Below are 23141 nucleotides of genomic sequence, written 5' to 3'. Positions count from 1 at the left end.
CCTCCAGTACTAATAACTTAAATCAGACTATACTATAATACCACTTTTAAAATAAAAATTCTACACCTTTTGATATTGTCTAATTTTTTCTATAAGATTTTTCATGTTTTCCCTTGCTATTACTGGGTTTCTAGCATGCGAATACACTAAAAATTTCGGTTGTTTTGTGTCAGAAACGATATAAGACCACTCTTTTTCGGTATATTTGAACTGTACTCCTTCAAATATACCTTCTTCCTTTCTTTCCATATCAGCCAATAATTTCCTCATTACTTTCCCTTTTTCATTCCATGAACATACAACTTCATCACAAAGTAGATAGAGCGGAGGTGATTGCTCTACTATGCTGAGAAATGTTTTTCCCTGCAATGCTATTAGCTCGAATAATTTTCCAATTCGATATAAAATATCTCGCTTCCATCTCGCTTGAAACGACTTTTTTTCATCCTGCGTATAAAATAGAAGGTAACATTCTCCTAATTTCAAAGACATCGGGTAAATATTTCCTGCCGATTCAAGTAATAAATCTGGAATATCTACCTCTTCAAAATCTGTTCCCTGGTAAATATTACTATGATTATCATATAACTCGAAATAATTTCCTTGCTCTGAAAACATAAGTGCCATATTTGCTTTACTTGATTTCATCAAGGCTTTCACATGATGCTTTTGTTCGCCCGCATAAATCCATGTAACTGTGCATCCGAGCCTTTGCAAAAAAATCATAAGTAAATGTTGTAACATATCATTTCTCTTATTAATAAGAAGATGAAACTTCTGTTTTTGTATCGTTTCAATATCAATACGCTCTAACACAGCTTCTACATAATTATTTGCAGAAACGTGAACTAGCTTATTTCGCCCCAGTTCTTTCTCAGAAGCGTAATAAAACGACTCAGACATATATACTTGTTCTATCTCTTTTTGCTGCTTATACGTTAAAAACGAGCCCTCCTTGCCATACAGTTGTATAACAATCCCTCTTTTGCTTTCCACTTGAACGAAAACTCCACCTGCACATTGCAAATTATGAATGGCATACTGAAAAAGCGACTCATTCATTTCTTTACATTCCATCGTATGAATCCCGCTGCCATGAATGGCATGGAGGAATAAATTTTTAAAGGAAGTTGTTTCTATATTTTCCTGACTTCCAATCAATATACTCTCCCCTTTGGCAAAAAGAGATCCATAAGCCATTGCAACTTTCACAATAAATTGAGGAGTAATTTCAACATTACCCCTTCCTACAATTCGGCTTTTTTGTAACCATCCTGCACTCTTTTCACTCTCTTTAACACCGGCAGAACCTACTATCGAATGACTATCTATCTCCTTATATGGCCATATTTTTCCTTTTTGCTTAATTACTGTACTTTTCCCTATATGACAATGATCCGCTACAATACTTTTTTGAAAAAGTGTAACATCATCTTCGACCATTGTATGATCTCCTATTGTTGTTTCTAACAACTCACAATTTTTTCCTATATGTGAATTTGCAAAAATAATGCTTTTTTGAAGATGAGAATAACTTGAAACGATACTATTTTTCCCGATAATAGAGTACGGTTCAATTACAGCCCCTGCACCAATCATTGCTCCTTCTCCAATAAAAGAAGGGCCATGAATTTTCGTCCCTTTTCCTATCGTTACACCTTCTCCCATCCACACCATCGGTAATACTTCTGTATATGGAATAGGCACCTTCAATTTTTTCGTCAACAAATCGAATTGAGCTTGCCGATATTGATCAAATGTACCAATATCTAGCCAATAGTCTTCTGATAAATATGCAAATAAAGCATTTTTATTTGCCAATAAAGGAAACACATCATGACTGAAATCCGAAAATTCCATGGATGGTATGTAAGAAAAGATTTCTGGCTCCATTATATAAATACCTGTATTCACAATATTAGAAACTACCTCATTCCAGCTCGGCTTTTCTATATATCGTATAATTTCTTGTTCTTTATTCATTACAACTAAGCCAAATGAGAGTGGGTTTTCTACTTCTTTCACAAACATTGTTACCATTCTCTTCTTCTGTTCATGAAATGCAATTCCTTCTGATAATTGAAAGTCAGTTAGTGCATCCCCACTAATAACAACAAATGTTTCATCTAAAAAACTTTCCGCTTGCTTAATACTCCCTGCTGTTCCAAGCGGAGGAGAATCTTCAAAATAATACAAGTTAACTCCCCACTTACTACCATCACCAAAGTATTGCTTAATGGCAGTACTCATATATTGAACTGTAATTGCAATTTCACGAATACCATGCTGACGTAATAATTCAATATTATATTCAAGAACTGGTTTTTCTAACAATGGTAACATCGGTTTTGGAGTATTACATGTTAATGGTCTAAGGCGTCTCCCTTTTCCTCCAGCTAAAATAACCCCCTTCATATACTTCAGCCTCCACTTATATAATGTTCAAGAACTCCGTATATCATTTACCCCACATTAACTGCAGTAAAATTCCGGTTTAGTATGATCTAACAATCAGCGAGAGACAGCCCCACTAATTAAAGCCTCACTTTATAAATAAATGTACCTTTTAACTCCCATCAAAAAGAAAGCGCTTACCATTAACTTGGTAAAATAATTAATAAAACGTAACTAACATATATGTACTTATTTTTCCATTAATTATGATACATCTTATCATCATAGACTAAAGGAAACAACGAGCTTTTTTTGTCATGTTTTGACTAAAAAAAGCAGGTGATTTCTCATCACCTACTTTTCCCCCTACTCATTCAATAAATAATGCTTTCCTTTTACTACATAAAATACATTCTCGGCAATATTTGTAACATGGTCTGCTACACGCTCAATATATCTTGCAACAAAGGATAGTTGTGTAATTTGTGTAATCGCTTCTGGTTGTCCAGGGATAGATGAAATAAATTCACGAATCGCCTTCCCATAAATTTCATCAACTGAATCATCCATTTCAGCAATTTGTTTAGCAAAAGTTAAATTTTCTTGCTCATATGCTTCTAATGCTAAATTTAACATCTTATGAGCAATCTCAAACATTTCCTCAAGATTATGTAAACTAACAACCACTTCTTTTTCACCAAGACGAATTGTTGATTTCGCAATATTAACAGCATGGTCTGCAATACGTTCTAAATCTGTCGCTGTTTTAATTGAAATGAAAATTCTTCTTAAATCACTTGCTACAGGCTGCTGCTTTGTAATAAGCATAAGCGCAAGGTCATTTATTTCCTCTTCTAAATTATCCATGCGATAATCTCCATCAATGACTTCTAACGCTTTCTCTACATCCCTGTTGTGAAGACCTTCCATAGCAATCAATAAAGCTCCACTTGCTAACTCACCAAGCTCGATCACCTTTTGCTGTAACGTTTTTAAATCACATTGAAACTGTTCTCTTACCATCATTTCTTCCCCCTCAATATTATGTGCCATTTTATATAAAGTGAAACTTTAATCAGTGTGGGGGTTTTTCATCCCCCACTGATTATTAGCCTTCACCAATCGGGCGTTTATGGGCAGCCCGACTCCCAACTAACTTCTTTGTTCCAGCCGAGTTTTGAGTTGGGAGTTTTACTGCCCGTTAATGCGGGATAAATCCCCTACCCAGCCTCTTGCATGTTTATTAAGCCTTGAGAAAAGAGAAATATTACTCCTCTATTTAAAATGAGGTGAAAATGAGAAATGCCCTCTGTTAAGAGGGCATTTACTCTTAGCCTTGCTAGCGATATCAACCAAATCGTCCTGTAATGTAGTCTTCTGTACGCTTATCTGCAGGTGTTGTAAATAATTTGTTCGTATCTGTATATTCCACAACTTCTCCACTTAAGAAGAAAGCAGTTTTATCTGAAATTCGTGCTGCTTGTTGCATGTTGTGCGTTACGATAACAATACTAAAATCTTTCTTTAACTCCTGAATTAATTCTTCTACTTTTGATGTTGAAATTGGATCTAGCGCCGATGTTGGCTCATCCATTAAAATTACGTCTGGCTCAATCGCTAAGCAGCGTGCAATGCATAGACGTTGTTGCTGACCACCAGATAAACCGTATGCATTATCATGCAAACGATCTTTTAACTCATCCCAAATAGCTGCGCCGCGCAAGCTATTTTCAACAATTTCATCAAGTGTTTTTTTGTCACGAACACCATGGATTTTCGGACCATATGCTACATTTTCATAAATAGATTTTGGGAATGGATTTGGCTTTTGGAACACCATACCCACATGCGTACGTAATTCTTCAACCGGATATGATTTATCAAATATGTTTCGTTCTCTATATTCGATAACGCCCGTAGTTCGAACGATAGGCACTAACTCTACCATACGATTTAGCGTTTTTAAGTATGTTGATTTCCCACAACCACTCGGACCGATAATCGCTGTTACTTCATTCTCATGAATACTTAAGTTGATATCTTTTAAAGCATGGTCTTCTCCGTACCATAAATTTAAATTTTTCGTATCAAATACTATTTTTTTTGGTGCTGTCTCAATCTTTTTCTCATTTTTCACCTGTACATTTACTACTGTTGCTACCATTTGAATTCCCCTTTCATCCACTTCCAACTTATTTTCGATTTCGTAACCATAAGACAAATATATTTATAAAGAGCAACAATCCTAGCAAAACAATCATCCCAGCTGCTGCTACATACTGAAATTCTTCTTGTGGTCTACTCATCCAATTAAAAATTTGAATTGGTAAAACCGTAAATCTATCAAACATACTGAACGGAACATAATTTGCAAAGGCAAGGGCCCCAATAACTAATAATGGTGCTGCCTCACCAATTGCTCTCGATACCGCTAACGTACATCCCGTTACAATCCCTGGCAAAGCGACTGGCAATACAATTCGATACATCGTTTGCCATTTCGTAGCACCTAATCCGTAAGAAGCCTCTAGTAATGAGCTCGGCACAGTTCTAATCGCTTCTTGACTAGCTACAACAACAGTTGGTAAGACGAGTAAACTCATCGTCAGTGCCGCTGCCATTATGCTCTCTCCCAAATGGAGAGCGTATACGAAAATAGTTAACCCGAGTAAACCAAACACAACGGAAGGTACCCCTGCTAATGTTTGATTATTTAATTCAATCAACCTTTTAAAAACGGACTCCTTCGCATAATGCTCTAAATAAAGAGCTGTTCCGACTCCAAATATAAAAGAGACTGGTATAACAATGCTCATAAATAGTATTGTTCCTGACAAAGCAGCGACAATCCCAGCTTCTCTCGGATTACGTGAGGCGAAGTTTGTAAAGAAATCTATTGAAAGATAACTTATACCTTTTTCAAAAATTTGAAAAAGCAATATAAAAAGTATTACTACTGAAAACAAAATTGCTATATAAAACAAACACTTGTAAATCCGATCCTTTAAAAAACGCGATGCCATATTTTCTTGTATGTTCTTATGGTTTAACATTCGCATATTATGCCAACCTCCTAAAACGGCGCATAATATATTGCGAAATGATATTCATAATAAAAGTAAACATAAATAACGTTGCACCTACAGCATACATGCTGTAATAAGTAATCGTTCCGTGCGGAGCATCACCTAAACTCACTTGTACAATATAGGCTGTTAATGTTTGAATAGAATGAGTCGGATCTATCGATACATTAGGTGTTGATCCAGCTGCAATAACAACAATCATCGTTTCACCAATTGCCCTGGAAGCTGCTAATATAATCGCTGCCATTATGCCCGTAAAAGCCGATGGAAACACCACTTGTTTTACCATCTCAAAACGAGTTGCTCCTAGCGCTAATGAGGCTTCTTTAATTCCTTTCGCTACAGCTCTCATCGCATCTTCAGAGAGAGACGCAATCGTCGGTATCATCATAAACCCTATAACAATACCTGGACTAATAGCATTAAAAAACTGCAAATCTGGTATAACCCGTTGTAAAAGTGGTGTGACAACTGTTAACGCGAAAAAACCATATACAATTGTCGGGATGCCTGCTAGTAGCTCTAACAACGGTTTTAATATTTTCCGAGCGCCATTCGAAGCGTATTCGCTTAAAAACACGGCACAACCTAAACCAATAGGAATTGCTACGAACATGGCAATTGCTGTTACAAGGATTGTTCCACATATAAGTGGCAATATACCGAATTTGGGATCTTCAAAAAAAGGTAACCATTCCTTCTCTGTCAAAAAAGAATACAATGATATCTTTTGAAAAAACATGATTGTTTCATTTGCCAACGTAATAATAATTCCAAGTGTCGTTACAATGGACACGCTAGCAATGGCTTTTAGTATTAACGGAACAATTCGATTGATTCGCTGCGTTTTTTTTCTTCTATTTGTATTTCTCTCAATCAAATGTTGTACAGAAAATGTAATTTGACTTTTGTCATTATGAGCCAAAGATGAAAACCCCTTTCCACCCTGACATTACCTTTTTATTTCTGTTAGCATTCGCAGCTGTTCATTATATTTTTCTTTTGGTAATTTTACATATCCGACCTCTTCAGCAAGGCTTCCAACATGCTTAATCATAAACTCAACATAATTTGCTACATTAATTTTATTTCTGATAGATGCATGATTCACATACGTAAATAGCGGCCTAGATAATGGCTTATACGTACCCGACTGAATGGTCTCTTTCGTTGGAAATACACCATCCACCTGTATTGCTTTTACCTTATCTCGATTGGCCATATAATAAGCATATCCTACAAAAGCAATGGCATTTTTATCATTCATTACCCCTTGCATAATAACTTGATCGTCTTCAGACAAAGAAACCGTTTTTACAAGGCGATTATTTTGTAAGACAACATTTTGGAAATAATCATAAGTACCAGAGTCTACGCCTGGCGCATAAAATTTAACTTGTTCACGAGGCCATGATGAATGAATTTGTGACCATCGTTTCAATCTTCCATTTTCACTCCATAATAGACGTAACTCGTCTATCGTCATATTGTTTACCCACGTATTTTGACGATTCACAACAATCGTTAGACCGTCATAAGCAACCTCAAATGGTGTAAATTGAATGGATTTTTTCTGCATTGCATTTTCTTCTACCGGTTTCATCAATCTCGAAGCATTGTTTATATCTACTTCTCCTTTACTGAAACGATTAAATCCTCCCCCTGTCCCAGAAATACTAATAGAAATTTTCACGTTTGGATGGGCCTTTGTATATTCCTCTGCTACTGCCTCTATAATGGGGAAAACCGTTGAGGATCCATCAACTCTCACTTCTCCCATTTCATTTGTAGCGAATGCAGTAGACATATTAAAACAAAGGAAACATGTCGATAATGTCAAAACTTTAATCGATGCGCTCATCCATTTCACGTGTTCTTCCTCCTAGAAGTAACCGGAAATAACAGGATTACAGATATAAGAATACTGCTAAACTATTAATTCGGTTTTAATTATTTGTAAAAGTTTTGTAAAGTCCCACAAAAACAACTGTATACACATACTTTATTTTCACTTTTGTACTTTAGATGCAGGAAATTTTCTAATCATCCATAAAGCGAAACTTTAATCAGTGGGGGTTTTGTTCATCCCCACTGATTATTAGCCTTCACCAATCGGGCGTTTACGGGCAGCAGGGCTCCCACCTAACTTCTTTGCTCCAGCTGAATTTTGAGGTGGGAGTTTTACCGCCCTCAAACGCGGGATAAAACTGCTATCGCCTATCACACACAACAAACTTAGAGCGTATGCACTAATCTTGTTGTGTTCATCGTTTTTGAAACTACATGTTTTTTCAATATTTTATGCTTGTCCACATTTACTAAACCATATGCGTAAGGCATAAAAAAAAGCACACTATCTTTTCAGATAGTGTGCTTTTTTTACAACTTTTTTATTCATCATCTTGATTTTTATTTTTTTTCGCTTTTTCATCTTGCGGAGCTTCACCAGTTAATGCTTGTTTTTTCAAATCAAAGTAAGCGTCCATTATTTGACGACTGATATATCCATTAATCCCTGTTTTATCATCATGTACCCATGGCACAACAACAGAAAATGCTACTTCTGGATCTTCGAGCGGGGCATAACCTACTAATGTTAAGTTATATGTTTCAACACGCTCACCCTTTGCATTTCTACCAATCTCTTTATCTCCGCCATATACAGTTTGAGCTGTGCCTGTTTTCCCAGCGGCTTTATATGGTGCACCTGCAAAGTATTTTGTAGCTGTACCACCTGTATCGTTAAACACTTGTCTAAATCCTTCTTGAACACGTTTAATTTGTGATTCAGGCATATCAACACGATTTAATACTTTCGGTTCCATGGATTGAACCACTTTTCCAACTTCCTCTGGCTTCGCCGATGGCTGACGAATTTCCTTTACAACTTGTGGTTGCATACGATATCCACCATTTGCAATCGTCGAAATATATTGCGCTAATTGAAGCGGTGTATACGTATCATACTGCCCGATTGATAAATCTAATAAGAAACCTGGTTGATTTCCTTTACCTATTTGACCAGCAGTTTCATTTGGCAAATCAATGCCTGTTTTCACACCAAGTCCAAACTGACCAAAATAGTAACGCATAGTATCGAACGCACTTTTCGGAATATCTAACGTACCGCCTCGTACATATGGAACCCCAGCGATATTCATCGCTGTTTTAAACATATAAACGTTTGAAGACTGTTTTAACGCTGTAAGGTCATTAATATACCCCATCTGTTTCCAAGATGACTTCGTAGGTGTCCCTTTTAATTTAATTGGTTCATCTAACTGTACAGATCCAGGTTGAATCGCACCAGTTTGATACCCCGTAAGTACTGTCGCACCTTTTACAGTTGAACCCATCGGATAAGAACTTGTCATCGTTCCTAATGCAAAATCCTCTACTTTCGTTTCGCCGTCTTTGTTCACTAATTGTTTCCCCGCCATAGATAAAACTTCACCATTTTTCGGGTTCATCATTACAACGAATGCACGGTCTAAAAGAGGTTCGCTCCCTTTAAAACTCATTAAGTTTTTTGTAAGAATTTCTTCTACGCGCTTTTGTAATTTCATATCAATCGTTAAATTCAGATCGTTACCTCGTTGTCCTTGTGACACATTAATAGTTTCTAAAATATTACCGTCTTTATCTGTAACATTTCTAACTTCAGCTTTTGTGCCGTGTAAACTATCTTCGTACTGTTGCTCAAGGTAACTTTTTCCTACGCGATCGTTACGATTATAATCACGAACAAGATAGTGATCTAATCTTTCTCTCGGTAACCCTTCATCAGAAGAAGTTACACCACCAAGTACACTTCGGAACATATCGTCATACTTATATTTTCGCTCCCAGTCAACATTTGTATCTACACCTGGTAATTTCGCTAAATTTTCACTAATAATCGCGTATTCTTCCGGTGTTGCATTTTTTTTAACGATTTGCGGCGTCATTGCATATCCGCTTTCCATCTTGCTTTTGATCGCCAATATTTCTAAATCTTTTGCTGACAATTGATTAATCTCTTCTTCTGTTACACGATTTCGTTGACGTTCATCTAGTTCTTTATCGTCAATTTTATTCGCTTTAAACTCTTCACGATCTTTTTTTGTGATTTTTGCTTCTGCTTCTTCTTTATGTAAAGCAAGCCAATAATCTTTCTTATCGCGATCTGTTAACTTATCTGTTGGGACTTCAATTAAATCTGCTAACTTTTTCGCCGTCTCTAAGCGATCTGCTGCAGTTGATCCCTTCATTTTTGTAAATGTAATTGTACGAATAGGCTCATTATCTACGACCGCTTCTCCATTACGATCAAATATTTTCCCGCGTGGTACAGGATTACTTATCGTTGAGTTTTCTTTTTTCTCAACTTCATTTTTATATTCCTCACCACGAACAATTTGTACGTATCCAAGCCTTACAATAACCGCGGAGAACATTAAAAACACGCAAAAAAACAACACGTTTAACCGAAAAGGAACGTGGGTCTTTTTCTTTTGTTGTTTCTGCTTCTTGCTCATACAAACCCCCTCTACCAACAGCTATGTAATGTGAAAGGGACACCTTCATACAGGTGCCCTCACTGCTGTCTTACATCTTTTTCTATTCTAGCATAAAACACGCGATAAGTTAACCTTCTGGTTCAGTTTGATTCTGTGTGCTTCCTTGCGCTACAACACTGGTTTTGTTCACATTCCCCTCATCATATTTGACATTTTTAACTGCAAAATAAATAAGAAAATGTCCAGCTCCTAAAATACATAGTAAGAAAGGTAAACTTTTTTCAGGCGGAAAAAATATGACAGCACATAAAAAACTTAAAATGGAACAAATTCTTCCGGCATTTAACCATAATTCCCTGACCACTATATATTCTACACGCCATTCTCTCGCCTGTTTTGCTCTACCAATTACATCGTATGTCATTGAGCCGTACGGAACGAGTAAAATCGGATATGCAACCGCAATACATGCTGCATAAATAAGTAATTTCGTATATGTAACATTAAAAATAACTAAAAATACGACCGCATATAAAATAATGCCACCAAGTAAAATTGCTTTTTTTCGCCATTCTTTCTTTAACATACGAGCAACTAAATAATAGCATACAAATGATACTGCAGAATTCACTAAACTATATTTCCCTAGTGCTAACTCGCTACCAGATGCTAAATAGACATATACCGAAATGACGAAAATAAACGTTCCCTCTCTCAAACCTTGGAAGAAATGAGCGCGCGTAATTCTTCCCCAGTTTTCATCAACTTGCCGCTCTTTCAATACTTGCACAATTTCATAGCGTCCTTCACATTCCCTCTTCGATAAAAAAAAGCTTAGAACGACTGCAACCGCAAATAGCATTAACGAGAGGAAGAAAACGACAGTATAACCACTCCATTTTTCCATACGTGAAATTGTATATCCTGCTGCTATCGGTCCAATCATTCCAGAGAACGATGTAAGAAGTCCTAGAAAACCGTTAAAAAAATCTCTTGTTTCTGGTTCTGTAATCTCAAATGTCAACAAGTTAAAAGCGAGCCAATAAAAACCATAACCAACTCCTAAAAGGGCTCCCATTAATAAAATATAGTGAGATGCACTTTTTCCCGCTACTAAAACGACGATAAAAAAAACAGCTAACGTGCCTACACCGATTCTCAATAAAATCGAGCGATCAATACGTTTCGCTAATTTCCCGCCCACAAGAAATGTTAGAAGCTGCAATACAACGCTGGCCAAATTATACAAGCCCAGATTCACATAATTTTGTGTTTGCTTCCATAAATAAATGTTTACAAACGTATTCGATAAAGAAATTGCGAGCGTGTATAAACCTCCTATAACGAGCAATAATACTAAATCCCGATTCACTTCAACATCACCGATTACATGTTTCCACTTCATACACAACTCTCCTTTACTTCATGTTCTAGTCTTCCAAAGACAAGCTCAATTATGTAAAAGGAGAACATAGAAAAAAGCTAGGAGAAAACCCCCTAGCTTTTTTCTAGCTGTATTAACTTTAATTATTTTGCTTCTTGGTAAAGTTTTTCAGCAACGTTCCAATCTACAACGTTCCAGAATGCACCGATGTAGTCAGGACGACGGTTTTGGTAATTTAAGTAGTAAGCATGCTCCCAAACATCTAAACCGATAACTGGAGTTTTACCTTCAGTTAGAGGAGAATCTTGGTTTGGAGTGCTTGTTACTTCTAACTCACCATTGTTTACTACTAACCAAGCCCAACCAGAACCGAAGCGAGTTGCGCCAGCTTTTGCGAATTCTGCTTTGAATGCATCGAAGCTACCGAATTTCGCTTCAATCGCAGTTGCAAGTTCGCCTACTGGTTGTCCCCCGCCGTTTGGAGATAGGATTGTCCAGAAGAATGTATGGTTAGCATGTCCGCCACCATTGTTACGTACTGCTGTACGGATTGCTTCAGGTACTTCGTTTAAGTTTGCAACTAATTCTTCAACACTTTTGTCAGCTAATTCTGCATGACCTTCTAAAGCAGCGTTTAAGTTTGTAATATACGTGTTGTGATGTTTTGTATGATGGATGTTCATTGTTTCTTTATCAAAGTGAGGTTCTAAAGCATCATACGCATAAGGTAAATTTGGTAATTCGTGTTTTGCCATTGTTATATTCCTCCCGGTTTATGTATTGCCACTTAAGTGACATACAACTTCATTCTACCCTAATTGCCATAGGGTGCAAACAAATAAATCGCTTTGTCTTGCTATCATTAAAGTAGCAAAATTCCCACTTCTTTTCAATTAAAATGCTCATATATTCCGAAAAAAAGCTTCCTTCTACAAGGAAGCTTCCTGCTGACATAATAAACATATGAAATGGATATGGACCCTGTAGGACTCGAACCTACGACCGGACGGTTATGAGCCGTCTGCTCTAACCAACTGAGCTAAGGGTCCACGATTATGTATGTACCATTAAAAATAACTAAATTCCAATCGGATATATCGTTTGAAAAATGTAAGATAAATTTACCATATACGAAAGAAAAGTGTCAATTGTATTTTTCTCTACTAAAAGAAGTAAATTAATAAGAAGGAATTTAGTCCTCTCTACTATATGTAAATATAATATATCTTGAGCTTCTCTAGATTCGTACGTTACAATGATTTTATACATACATAAAGGAAGTGAATCTATGTCCATTTTTAAACAGCTAGCAAAAAGCGTATATTCGCCTAAAGATATGGCGCTTTTCCGTTTTCAAAAAATCGGTAAAACCATTTTGTATATTATGCTTCTTTGCCTAATCACTACTATTCCAAGAACTTTCTTGTACGGTAGCGTTATTCAAGATGGTGTTAACATGGTAAATACAGTAATCGAAAAAGATTTACCTGATTTTAAAATTGAAAATGGCGAGCTAACAGCTGATATTGATCAACCTATCGAAAAAGAAGATGGAAATGCCCTTTTCGTATTTGATCCAAATTCAACAGACTTAGAAAAATATCAAAATAAAACAGGTTTATTTGTTTTAAAAGATAAAGTAGTCTCTATGGGGAATGGTCAAACACAAACATACTCCTATAATGACTTATTAGGCGCATCTCTTGAGAAAAAAGATTTACAAGATTTCATTTCGTTATTTGACAGTATTTATCCAATCTTATTATTCGTTATTGGGTTCTTACTGTACTTGTTCCAATTATTTATTACCTTTGTAGGAGTTACATTGCTTGCCTTCATCGGTTCTGCGATGAGCGGTCAACGCAAATTATCTTATAAACAAGTTTGGACATTAACTGCTTACAGCTACACAATTCCAACAATCTTCTTTATGATTATGGATTTATGCAAAATAAACGTACCTGGCGCAACATTCATTTACATTGCAGTTGTTTTAATCGTTCTATACTTAACAATTAAAGAAGTTCCAAAGCCGAAAGAAAAACAAGAACTATAAAAAAATGCCTAAATAGGCATTTTTTTTTTGGACAAGCATATATTCCTAGCAAAGGAGTGAAGGATATGAAGAGATTAGGTGTACTCTTATTCGTGCTTGTCCTCGGTTATATATTTTATTACGACATAAAAATCGGTACTTTACCGATGTTAAGTTCATACAAAAAAACATCTGCTGCCCAAACGATAAAAAAAGAAAATACAGATACAAAACAAAATAAAGAGAAAGAAACAGAAAAAGAAACGGATACAGCTTATAAAGCAATCGAAGTAAAAACTGGCGATACAGTTCTTTCTATTACAGAAGCGATTAATAAGAAAAAAATTCCTTCTATTGAAAAAGTAATTGATGATTTTAAGCAATTAAATAAAAATACATCTGCTACAAAAATCCAAGTTGGAAAGTCTTATAAATTCCCCTTATATCAATAAGCAATCACTTAATCCTTGTCAATTACATAAAGGCGCTGATACAATAGTAAAAGTGAAACCGAGTACTTTGGTTTCTATAGCCCTTTCTCACACATACTATCATTGATGTAAGGGACTAAAATAAGAAACTTCTTTTATAAGGAGAGCGATCAATTCGTGAATGAAATGACTCAACGCACAAAAACACGTCCGGTTAAAGTCGGTAATTTAACAATTGGCGGTAACAATGAATTAATTATACAAAGTATGACGACAACAAAAACGCATGATGTTGAGGCTACAGTTGCTGAAATTAAACGTTTAGAAGAAGCTGGCTGTCAAGTTGTTCGTGTTGCTGTTCCAGACGAACGCGCAGCAAATGCTATTGCTGATATTAAAAAACAAATCAACATTCCACTTGTTGCTGATATTCATTTTGATTACCGCCTTGCTTTAAAAGCAATCGAAGGCGGCATTGATAAAGTACGTATCAATCCAGGTAACATTGGACGTCGCCATAAAGTAGAAGCTGTTGTAAATGCAGCGAAAGAGCGTGGCATTCCAATCCGTATCGGTGTAAATGCCGGCTCATTAGAACGTCATATTTTAGAAAAGTATGGATATCCAACTGCTGATGGTATGGTCGAGAGCGCACTGCACCATATTAAAATTTTAGAGGACTTAGATTTCCACGATATTATCGTATCAATGAAAGCCTCTGATGTTAACTTAGCAATTGAAGCATACGAAAAAGCTGCTCGCGCTTTTGATTATCCATTACATTTAGGTATTACAGAATCAGGAACATTGTTTGCTGGGACTGTAAAAAGCGCCGCCGGTCTTGGAGCAATTTTAAGTAAAGGCATCGGAAATACACTTCGTATCTCTTTAAGCGCTGATCCAGTTGAAGAAGTAAAAGTTGCACGTGAACTATTAAAATCATTCGGTCTTGCATCTAATGCCGCAACACTTATTTCTTGTCCAACTTGTGGTCGTATTGAAATCGACCTAATTAGCATTGCTAATGAAGTCGAAGAATACATCTCCACACTTAAAGTTCCAATTAAGGTTGCAGTACTCGGCTGTGCCGTAAACGGTCCTGGTGAAGCTCGTGAAGCTGACATCGGTATTGCCGGTGCACGCGGAGAAGGTTTATTATTCCGTAAAGGGCAAGTCGTTCGTAAAGTACCAGAAGAAACAATGGTAGAAGAACTGAAAAAAGAAATTGATGTAATCGCTGCTGAAATGGCTGCCGAACGAGAAAAAGAAAAAGAAAAACAAGAACAATAAAAAGAAGGTTGCCACAATTTTTGTGAGCAACCTTTTTTTACATTCAAATTAAAAACTCGTCAGTTATATAACTGACGAGCCCTCTCATTTTGCACATTTTGGGCAACGACCATATATTTCAAACTTATGCCCCGTTACCTCATAACCTTTAAAATCTTTATTCATAAAATCCATCGGGCAGGAATTAATCTCTTTCGTACCACCACAATCTAAACAAATGAAATGATGATGATGTTCCATAATGGAGCATGTAAAACGGAAATGCTTTTCACCATTTAATTCCGTTTGCTCTAAAACACCGACTTCAGCAAAAACCGTTAAATTACGATAAATCGTATCAAAACTAAGTCCTGGATAATCACCCTTCATATGCTCTAAAACATCTTTCGCAGTTAAATAACGATTATGAGCTGCGAATAATCTCAGCATCTCTTCCCTTTTCCCCGTATGTTTGTATCCCTTTTCCTTCATTAGGCGTAAAGCTTCTGTTAGATTCATACCTATCCCTACTTTATGCAGTTTTTTTCTTTTTCCATAAAATTGCACCAATTAAAATAAGAACCGCTATCATAACAATTGTACCACCTGGAGCTAAATCAAGTTGATACGAAGCAAACATTCCACCAATTACTGCAATTTCACCAAATAAAATGGAAAAGAAAATTGTTTGTTTAAATCCTTTTGCAATACGAATACTTGCTGCAACTGGTAACGTCATTAAAGATGATACGAGAAGAACACCTACAACACGCATTGATACCGCAATTACAAGAGCAACTAATATAATGAAGATAAAGTGAATCCACTTTGCACTTAAACCGGTTGATACAGCGTATTCCTCATCAAATGATAGTAAAAACAACTCTTTGTATAATAAAACAATCGTCGCAATAACAACAATTGCTACTATACCAATAATAATTAAATCCGCACTTGTTACAGCACTTACACTACCAAATAAATAACTAAATAAATCCGTATTGAATCCATTAGCAAGTGAGATGAAGATAACTCCAATCCCCATCCCTGCTGAAAGTATAATCGGGATTGCTAACTCTTGATAATGTTTATATACAGTACGTAATTTTTCAATTAGCAATGCTCCACCGATTGAAAAAAACATCCCCATATATAAAGGGTTTAAAAACCCACCGGTAAAGATTGTCTTTTCAAGTAATAAACTTGCTGCAATTCCTGATAACGTCACATGACTTAATGCATCCGCAATAAGTGACATGCGGCGAATTACAACGAACACGCCGATAAGTGGTGCGACAAGTCCTATTAAAATACCAGCGTATAAGGAATTACGTAAAAAATCATATTGTAAAAAATCCTGTATCATTATATCCTCCCGTGATGCCCATGTTCATGTTCTAAGCGATGAACATGATGTCCATATAAAATCGACATTTCTGCATCTTCTAACTCTCGGAATTTCTCTACATTCCCATGGAAATGTAAATGCTGATTCAAACATGCAACATGCGTCACCTTCTCTGTTACAGCACCCATATCGTGCGTAACAAGAATTAACGTAATTCCCAATCTTTTGTTTAAATCCTCTAGTATCTCATAAAAACTTGCCACATTTTTCACATCAATCCCAACAGTAGGCTCGTCCAAAATAAGCAATTCCGGATCACTTACAAGTGCACGAGCAATAAATACACGCTGTTGTTGTCCACCAGAAAGTTCTCCAATGTTGCGACCTCGAAACTCGCTCATACCTACATCAGCAATCGCTTTTTCTACTTTCGCATTATCGTCTTTCGTAAAAAAGCGAAAAAGCCCTTTTTTCGAAACGAGCCCCATTGAAACAACCTCGAAAACAGTTGCCGGGAAACCTGAGTTAAAGCTACTTGCCTTTTGGGATACATAACCAACTTTATTCCACTCTTTAAATTTCTTACTATCAATGCCAAACAATCTAATACTTCCTTGCTTTGGTTTTAAAACACCCAATAAGCATTTAAGTAAAGTCGATTTCCCTGAACCATTCGGTCCAACTAAACCTAAAAAAGCTCCCTTCGGAACTTGCAAATTAATATCTTCTAACACGTTGCGATCTTCATACCGAAACGTTAATCCTTCTATTTCCAATATATTATTCATAGCATCTCACCTATTTTAATTCAGAATGATTCCGATTTATCTCTATTTGAATTATAGTACAGCTTATTATAGTTGTAAACCAATCTGCCTAAAATATATTCTTTATTTCAAGAAACCTTATTATTATAACAAAAAGCAGAGAATAATTCTCCGCTTTCAAAAGATATTACAATTAACTTTTTAGTGAATTGCTGATTTAAACTTACCACCATTTGTCTCTTGTGTATTCATAATCGTAACAAATGCGTTTTCATCAATTTCATGCACAATTGATTTTAACTTCGTCACTTCCAGACGTGTTACAACTGCATAAATAACTTCTTTTTCTTTATCTGTATAGCCACCTTTAGCAACAAGTTTTGTTGTTCCACGACCAAGGCGGTGTAAAATCGCATTTGATACTTCCTCATATTGATCCGATACTATTAAAACTGCTTTCGTTTCGTCTAATCCTTGAATTACCGTATCAATTGTTTTGAATGCGATATAGTACGTCATAACAGAATACATCGCTTGTTCAACACCAAACACAAATGCTGCCCATGCAAAAATGAATAAGTTCACAAACATTACGAATTCACCAACAGAAAACGGTAATTTCTTCGTTAATAGAATTCCCATAATTTCGGTCCCGTCTAACGATCCACCATGACGAATAACAAGTCCTACACCAATCCCTAAAATAAGACCGCCGAAAACTGTTGCTAAAATCGGCTCTGTTGTAAATGGCGGGATAGCATGCAACGTTGATTCAATAAATGCTAAAGCTACAATTCCAAATGCTGAAGATAACATGAATGTTTTTCCAATTTGCTTATAACCGGAGTACATAAAAGGAATGTTGAGGATAACAACTAAAGTAGAAAAGCTTAACCACCAAATATTAGGAGTAAGATAATCTAATATAAGAGAAATACCAATAATTCCACCATCAATAATTTTATTTGGCATTAAAAACAGTTCAATCGCTACCGCCGCACACGCCGCCCCAAAGACAATCATAACTAAACGATATACAAGATGAATAACACTTTCTTTTCGATGTTGCTTTTTTTCCATAAGTCCTCCTTATACTCTTTATCTATAGTTTTGTTCTTATATTATAACATAAGCTTCTTTTCCCCATTGAAAAAATGCACCTTGATACGAATATGTACAAGCTATGCGTACATATATTTCGATAGAAGAACGTGTGAAGGAGGACAACACGATGAACCTCATTAAACAAATTGTGAACAAAAAATTAAATCATATTTCTACAAAAGAACTATTGAAATATAGTAAAGAATACGAAGTTCCAATCACAACTGCACAAGCTGATAAAATCGTTTTACTTATGAAAGGGAAAAACATTAACATTTACGATAATACCGAGCGACTAGATTTGTTAAAACAAATCGCTAAAGTAACTACTCCTGCCACTGCCCAACAAGTAAATATTTTATTTCAGCAGCTATTAAAATAAGGAGGGGAAAATCCCCTCCTTATTGCTCTTTAATTTTTTCAAGAATTCCTTCATCAAAAGTACCATTTTTCAGCATTTCGATTTCTAATTTATATGGTGGCTTCTTATCTTTTTTATCTTCACCTACATACGGCGTTTCAAGAATTTTTGGTACGTGCGTAAGTTGTGGGTGATGCACAATGTGATGCAATGCCTTATAGCCAATATGACCAAAACCAATATTTTCATGACGGTCTTTTCCAGCTCCGCGTACATTTTTGCTATCGTTAATATGAAGTACTTGTAAACGATTTATCCCAACAATTTTATCAAATTCGTTTAACACACCGTCAAAATCATTTACAAGGTCATAACCTGCATCATGCGTATGACACGTATCAAAACATACAGATAGTTTTTCATTATATTTCACACCATCAATAATTTTCGCAATTTCTTCAAAGCTACGACCGCATTCCGTTCCCTTTCCTGCCATCGTTTCTAACGCAATGTTAACCGTCTGCTCTGGAGTTAATACTTCATTAAGCCCTTTAATAATTTGTTGAATACCAGCATCCGCTCCTGCACCAACGTGCGCACCTGGGTGAAGAACGATTTGTTTCGCTACACCTAATGCCGATGTTCTTTCAATTTCCATGCGAAGGAAGTCTACACCTAATTGGAATGTTTCTGGCTTCGTCGTATTCCCAAGATTAATAATGTATGGCGCATGTACGATAATTTCTTCAATACCGTTTAGTTCCATATGTTTTCTTCCTGCTTCTATGTTCAATTCTTCAATTGGTTTTCTTCGTGTATTTTGCGGTGCACCTGTATAAATCATAAACGTCGTTGCACCGTATGAAACAGCCTCTTCACTTGCTGCTAATAACATTTTCTTACCACTCATAGAAACATGAGATCCAATCTTTAACATACAATCACCTCTTCAATATACAATAGATATAATGATAGCATAATTTGTAGAAATATGTAGCGAATTGTTTGTTCACACAAAAGGCACTACATAAATTAAACGGACTATTCAAACAATCTGAACTCTATACTTAAATTAACCCAATAAAGCGAAACTTTAGTCAACGTTTTTTCTACCCCTCACTAATTATTAGTCTACATTAATCGACTTTCTCTCAAGCAGTGAGATAAAAAAAAGATAAGGGAAATCCCTTATCTTTTTTTATTGCTATATTTTTTCTTCACTTTGTCACGTTCTGTTGCAAGTTTTCGTTTATAGTTTGGTTTTACTTTTTTCGGCTTCTTAACAACTTTTGTTGCCATAACATCTAGTCCATCACTTGGTTTTTTACGGCTCTTACGACGACGACGGTCACCTAAATCCGCCCATTCATCTCCGCGTAAATCTACATGTTTAAACTCGATATGACGTTGTTTTTCCAAACTATCTAACGCTTCTTCATTTGCTGGATCATAAATCGTCACTGCAATACCTGAATGACCCGCACGTGCAGTTCTTCCAACACGGTGAACGAAGAAATCTAAATCTGGTGGAAGTTCATAGTTAATAACATGGCTAATTCCTTCAATATCAATACCGCGTGCCGCCAAATCTGTTGCGACAATGTATTGGAACTCTAAATCACGAACTTGTTTCATCATTTTTCTACGATCACGTGGTGATAAATCACCGTGTATACGCCCTACTTTTAATCCACGTTCTGCTAATCCATCGGCTACTTCGTCAGCCTTCTTCTTTGTGTTTGTAAAGACAATTGCTAAATATGGTTTAAATTGAAGTAGCATATTTTTCACTAATTCAGTTTTATTACGGTGTCTTGAAGGCACAAGGTAATGATCAATATTTCCTGCTGCAACTTGCTTCGGATTAATATGAATATGTTCTGGATTCTCCATATATTTCTTCAAAAATGGTTTTAATTTTTGAGGAATTGTTGCAGAGAAAACTAACATTTGCAGATTTTTAGGCATACGTGCCGCAATTTTATCTACATCTTGAATGAATCCCATATCAAGCATTAAGTCCGCTTCATCGACAATAATAGTATCCGCTTTATAAACAAATAGCGCCTTTTCTTCTACTAAATCTTTAATACGTCCTGGCGTTCCAACTACAATATGAGGTTGTTTTTTCAACTTTTCAATTGATCGTTGTTTATCAGTTCCACCAATTAAACAGCGTGCTGTAATCATTTGATCTTCTGCACAGAACTTTGTTAGTTTCACAATTTCTTCGTAAATTTGTTGTGCTAACTCACGAGTAGGCGCTGTAATAACAAGTTGTACCTCTTCACGACTTGCATCAATTCTGTTTAATGTAGGAAGTAAGTATGCATGTGTTTTCCCAGAACCAGTTTGGGATTGTCCAATTATACTCACACCTTTTTTCACGACCGGGAAAATTTTCTTTTGAATTCCTGTTGGCTCTGTAAAGCGTAGTTCACGAACTGCATCTATTAAAAATGGTTTAAAATCATACTGTGTAAAAGTTTGTAGTGTCATAAGTTACACCTTCTTTCTAAAATTTCTACTGCGCACAAATCAGTCAAGTCTACATTATATCGAAATCTACAAGTAAAATCCATCTTTAGTTTAGGTTTTTATCTCAAAAACTAACCTTCTTTCCTTCCATTGCATATTGTATGTGTATATACCTAACTGAAGAAAGGAGGATTTCCCACATGTTTCCGAAATCCCCTATAAGACAAATGTATCCGAATCGAGGACAACAATCTTACACACCATATCCGATTCCACAACTACCACCGATGGCTCAAAAAAAGAAAGGTTTCCTTGCTAAACTCTTTAAAAAACACGATCCAACCGAACCTTTCATGCAAATGGTCCCTCCTTATCGACAAATGGAAGGGCCACCGATGATGCACCAACAACCGCCGCCCCAATATCAACAGCAACAGCCATACCAACAACAATATACACAACAATATCAGCCATACATGCAGCAATATCCAGAGCAGATGATACCACCTCAAATGTATGAATCAAATGATACACGTGGTGCTGCGTCAGCTACAACTGCAGCGGCATCTAGCAGCGGCATCGGTAGTTTTTTTTCAAATTTAATTTCGAACCCAACTAATATGATAAATAATATCGAAAAAGTATCTCAAGTCGTGCAATCTGTCGGTCCTGTTGTCGAACAGTACGGTCCCATTATGCGTAGTCTACCAAGCATTGTTAAAATCCTCACCTCTGGAAAAAGTACGGAAGAAAATCAAACTGAAGATGCAACAGAACAGGTTGAGGTAGCAACTCCACCTCCTCCACCTCCAAAAAGGAAACGAAAAAAAATAGTGCTTGAACCGGTAATAGAAAAAGAGGTTCCGAAAGAACCGGTTCAACAATCAGTAACAAAACCAAAACTATATGTGTAACAATCCTTTGTTTTCTATCCACTCCTCCTTTATAATGTAATGGACTATGCACAAAAGTATCCCTTGTTTAGAAGGAGAGGATTACTCACATGAAGATTGTTAAAATTTCCCCTCGTGGTTATTGCTATGGTGTTGTTGACGCAATGGTTATTGCACGTAATGCCGCATTAGATAAATCATTACCGAGACCCATTTATATTTTAGGTATGATTGTTCACAATAAGCATGTCACAGATGCTTTCGAAGAGGATGGCATCATTACATTAGACGGTCCAAGTCGATTAGAAATTTTAGATAAAATCGATTCTGGTACTGTTATTTTCACTGCACACGGTGTTTCTCCAGAAGTTAAACAACGTGCAAAAGAAAAAGGTTTAACGACAATTGATGCAACTTGTCCAGATGTTACAAAAACACATGACCTTATCGAAGCAAAGAAAGCTGAAGGATACCATGTCATTTATATCGGCAAAAAAAATCATCCAGAACCAGAAGGCGCAGTTGGTATCGCACCTGATATCGTTCATCTTATCGAAAAAGCTGATGATTTAAAAACACTAGAAATTCCAACGGATAAAATTTTAGTTACGAATCAAACAACAATGAGTCAATGGGATGTTCAACATTTAATGGAGGACATTCAGAAAAAATTCCCAACAGCAGAATTCCACAAGGAAATTTGTTTAGCAACTCAAGTTCGCCAAGAAGCTGTCGCTAAACAAGCTGATGTTGCAGATTTAACAATTGTTGTCGGTGATCCGAAAAGTAACAACTCAAACCGTTTAGCACAAGTATCACAAGAAATCGCTGGTACGACAGCATACCGCGTTGCAGACGTAAGTGAAATCCAATTAGAATGGCTACAAGGTGTAGAAAACGTAGCTGTTACAGCAGGTGCTTCTACTCCAACGCCAATTACAAAAGAAGTTATTGCTTTCTTAGATCAATATGACCCAATGAATCCAGCTACATGGGACAGAATTCGAAAAGTACCACTTCAAAAGATACTACCTCGTGTAAAAGTGAAAAAAGAACAATAATAAAAACCGTTGCCTACATGAGCAACGGTTT

General features: G+C 36.3%; 22 protein-coding genes and 1 tRNA gene. 6 read left to right on the top strand and 17 right to left on the bottom strand.

The window, feature by feature from the left end; all coding sequences use genetic code 11:
• Positions 1-60: 60 nt before the first annotated feature.
• The 11 genes from MHH66_RS05430 to MHH66_RS05380 all read right to left on the bottom strand — a co-directional run bounded on the left by MHH66_RS05430 (position 61) and on the right by MHH66_RS05380 (position 12632).
• The gene (locus tag MHH66_RS05430) at positions 61-2415 is read right to left on the bottom strand and encodes a sugar phosphate nucleotidyltransferase (protein ID WP_002190680.1); all 2355 of its coding nucleotides are present in this window, start codon (positions 2413-2415) and stop codon (positions 61-63) included.
• Between the two features lie 345 nt (positions 2416-2760).
• Positions 2761-3417 (bottom strand): phosphate signaling complex protein PhoU, encoded by a 657-nt coding sequence (gene phoU / locus MHH66_RS05425; protein ID WP_002015145.1) that lies wholly within the window; start codon positions 3415-3417, stop codon positions 2761-2763.
• 325 nt (positions 3418-3742) lie between these two features.
• Positions 3743-4558 (bottom strand): phosphate ABC transporter ATP-binding protein, encoded by an 816-nt coding sequence (gene pstB / locus MHH66_RS05420; RefSeq protein ID WP_002088644.1) that lies wholly within the window; start codon positions 4556-4558, stop codon positions 3743-3745.
• 28 nt (positions 4559-4586) lie between these two features.
• Positions 4587-5453, bottom strand: coding sequence for a phosphate ABC transporter permease PstA (pstA, locus tag MHH66_RS05415; RefSeq protein WP_078184436.1), 867 nt, complete (start codon positions 5451-5453; stop codon positions 4587-4589).
• Between the two features lies 1 nt (position 5454).
• Positions 5455-6405 carry a phosphate ABC transporter permease subunit PstC gene (gene pstC / locus MHH66_RS05410; RefSeq protein ID WP_078184437.1) on the bottom strand — a complete coding sequence of 317 codons (951 nt, stop codon included), beginning with the start codon at positions 6403-6405 and terminating at the stop codon, positions 5455-5457.
• 27 nt (positions 6406-6432) lie between these two features.
• A complete protein-coding gene (locus MHH66_RS05405) occupies positions 6433-7350 on the bottom strand; it encodes a PstS family phosphate ABC transporter substrate-binding protein (RefSeq protein WP_002138359.1) in 918 nt (305 codons plus the stop codon).
• A gap of 520 nt (positions 7351-7870) precedes the next feature.
• A complete protein-coding gene (locus tag MHH66_RS05400) occupies positions 7871-9997 on the bottom strand; it encodes a peptidoglycan D,D-transpeptidase FtsI family protein (RefSeq protein WP_002015153.1) in 2127 nt (708 codons plus the stop codon).
• 109 nt (positions 9998-10106) lie between these two features.
• Positions 10107-11384 (bottom strand): MFS transporter, encoded by a 1278-nt coding sequence (locus MHH66_RS05395; protein WP_078184438.1) that lies wholly within the window; start codon positions 11382-11384, stop codon positions 10107-10109.
• Positions 11385-11506: 122 nt separating this feature from the next.
• Positions 11507-12118, bottom strand: a complete 612-nt coding sequence (sodA, locus tag MHH66_RS05390; RefSeq protein ID WP_001052029.1) for a superoxide dismutase [Mn] — start codon at positions 12116-12118, stop codon at positions 11507-11509.
• A 220-nt stretch (positions 12119-12338) separates the two neighbouring features.
• Positions 12339-12412, bottom strand: a tRNA-Ile gene (locus MHH66_RS05385).
• Between the two features lie 28 nt (positions 12413-12440).
• Positions 12441-12632: a hypothetical protein gene (locus MHH66_RS05380; protein ID WP_002034057.1), complete on the bottom strand. Its 192-nt coding sequence runs from the start codon at positions 12630-12632 to the stop codon at positions 12441-12443.
• A 19-nt stretch (positions 12633-12651) separates the two neighbouring features.
• On the opposite strand from MHH66_RS05380, the gene MHH66_RS05375 reads away from it, so the two are divergent.
• From MHH66_RS05375 to ispG, 3 genes are all read left to right on the top strand, one after another.
• Entirely contained in the window at positions 12652-13419 is a 768-nt protein-coding gene (locus MHH66_RS05375) for a DUF1189 domain-containing protein (RefSeq protein WP_063218894.1), read from the top strand.
• Positions 13420-13484: 65 nt separating this feature from the next.
• Positions 13485-13850: a hypothetical protein gene (locus MHH66_RS05370; RefSeq protein WP_002129120.1), complete on the top strand. Its 366-nt coding sequence runs from the start codon at positions 13485-13487 to the stop codon at positions 13848-13850.
• Between the two features lie 165 nt (positions 13851-14015).
• Positions 14016-15119, top strand: a complete 1104-nt coding sequence (ispG, locus tag MHH66_RS05365; RefSeq protein ID WP_161793976.1) for a flavodoxin-dependent (E)-4-hydroxy-3-methylbut-2-enyl-diphosphate synthase — start codon at positions 14016-14018, stop codon at positions 15117-15119.
• A gap of 84 nt (positions 15120-15203) precedes the next feature.
• On the opposite strand, the gene MHH66_RS05360 is transcribed toward ispG, so the two are convergent.
• The 4 genes from MHH66_RS05360 to MHH66_RS05345 all read right to left on the bottom strand — a co-directional run bounded on the left by MHH66_RS05360 (position 15204) and on the right by MHH66_RS05345 (position 18293).
• Positions 15204-15617: a Fur family transcriptional regulator gene (locus MHH66_RS05360; protein ID WP_002015164.1), complete on the bottom strand. Its 414-nt coding sequence runs from the start codon at positions 15615-15617 to the stop codon at positions 15204-15206.
• A gap of 13 nt (positions 15618-15630) precedes the next feature.
• Positions 15631-16464 carry a metal ABC transporter permease gene (locus MHH66_RS05355; protein ID WP_002015165.1) on the bottom strand — a complete coding sequence of 278 codons (834 nt, stop codon included), beginning with the start codon at positions 16462-16464 and terminating at the stop codon, positions 15631-15633.
• Entirely contained in the window at positions 16464-17234 is a 771-nt protein-coding gene (locus tag MHH66_RS05350) for a metal ABC transporter ATP-binding protein (protein WP_002015167.1), read from the bottom strand. Before MHH66_RS05350 ends, MHH66_RS05355 begins: the two co-directional genes overlap by 1 nt.
• A gap of 180 nt (positions 17235-17414) precedes the next feature.
• Positions 17415-18293: a YitT family protein gene (locus tag MHH66_RS05345; RefSeq protein WP_002015168.1), complete on the bottom strand. Its 879-nt coding sequence runs from the start codon at positions 18291-18293 to the stop codon at positions 17415-17417.
• A 151-nt stretch (positions 18294-18444) separates the two neighbouring features.
• On the opposite strand from MHH66_RS05345, the gene MHH66_RS05340 reads away from it, so the two are divergent.
• The gene (locus MHH66_RS05340; protein ID WP_002088657.1) at positions 18445-18699 is read left to right on the top strand and encodes a DUF2624 domain-containing protein; all 255 of its coding nucleotides are present in this window, start codon (positions 18445-18447) and stop codon (positions 18697-18699) included.
• A gap of 19 nt (positions 18700-18718) precedes the next feature.
• On the opposite strand, the gene MHH66_RS05335 is transcribed toward MHH66_RS05340, so the two are convergent.
• Complete coding sequence (locus tag MHH66_RS05335; protein WP_002167660.1) at positions 18719-19615, bottom strand: deoxyribonuclease IV; 897 nt, start codon at positions 19613-19615, stop codon at positions 18719-18721.
• A 251-nt stretch (positions 19616-19866) separates the two neighbouring features.
• Positions 19867-21177 carry a DEAD/DEAH box helicase gene (locus tag MHH66_RS05330; protein WP_002015172.1) on the bottom strand — a complete coding sequence of 437 codons (1311 nt, stop codon included), beginning with the start codon at positions 21175-21177 and terminating at the stop codon, positions 19867-19869.
• A 179-nt stretch (positions 21178-21356) separates the two neighbouring features.
• On the opposite strand from MHH66_RS05330, the gene vrrA reads away from it, so the two are divergent.
• Together vrrA and MHH66_RS05320 are read left to right on the top strand one after the other, a co-directional pair.
• Complete coding sequence (gene vrrA, locus MHH66_RS05325) at positions 21357-22070, top strand: VrrA/YqfQ family protein (protein WP_063218892.1); 714 nt, start codon at positions 21357-21359, stop codon at positions 22068-22070.
• 89 nt (positions 22071-22159) lie between these two features.
• Positions 22160-23110, top strand: coding sequence for a 4-hydroxy-3-methylbut-2-enyl diphosphate reductase (locus MHH66_RS05320; RefSeq protein ID WP_002015175.1), 951 nt, complete (start codon positions 22160-22162; stop codon positions 23108-23110).
• Positions 23111-23141: the final 31 nt, after the last annotated feature.

This window comes from Bacillus sp. FSL H8-0492 (assembly GCF_038006145.1).
In the GTDB taxonomy this organism is placed as follows: domain Bacteria; phylum Bacillota; class Bacilli; order Bacillales; family Bacillaceae_G; genus Bacillus_A; species Bacillus_A mycoides.
The sequence above is the reverse complement of the archived record's forward strand: the minus strand, read 5'-3'. Positions and strand labels throughout refer to the sequence as shown.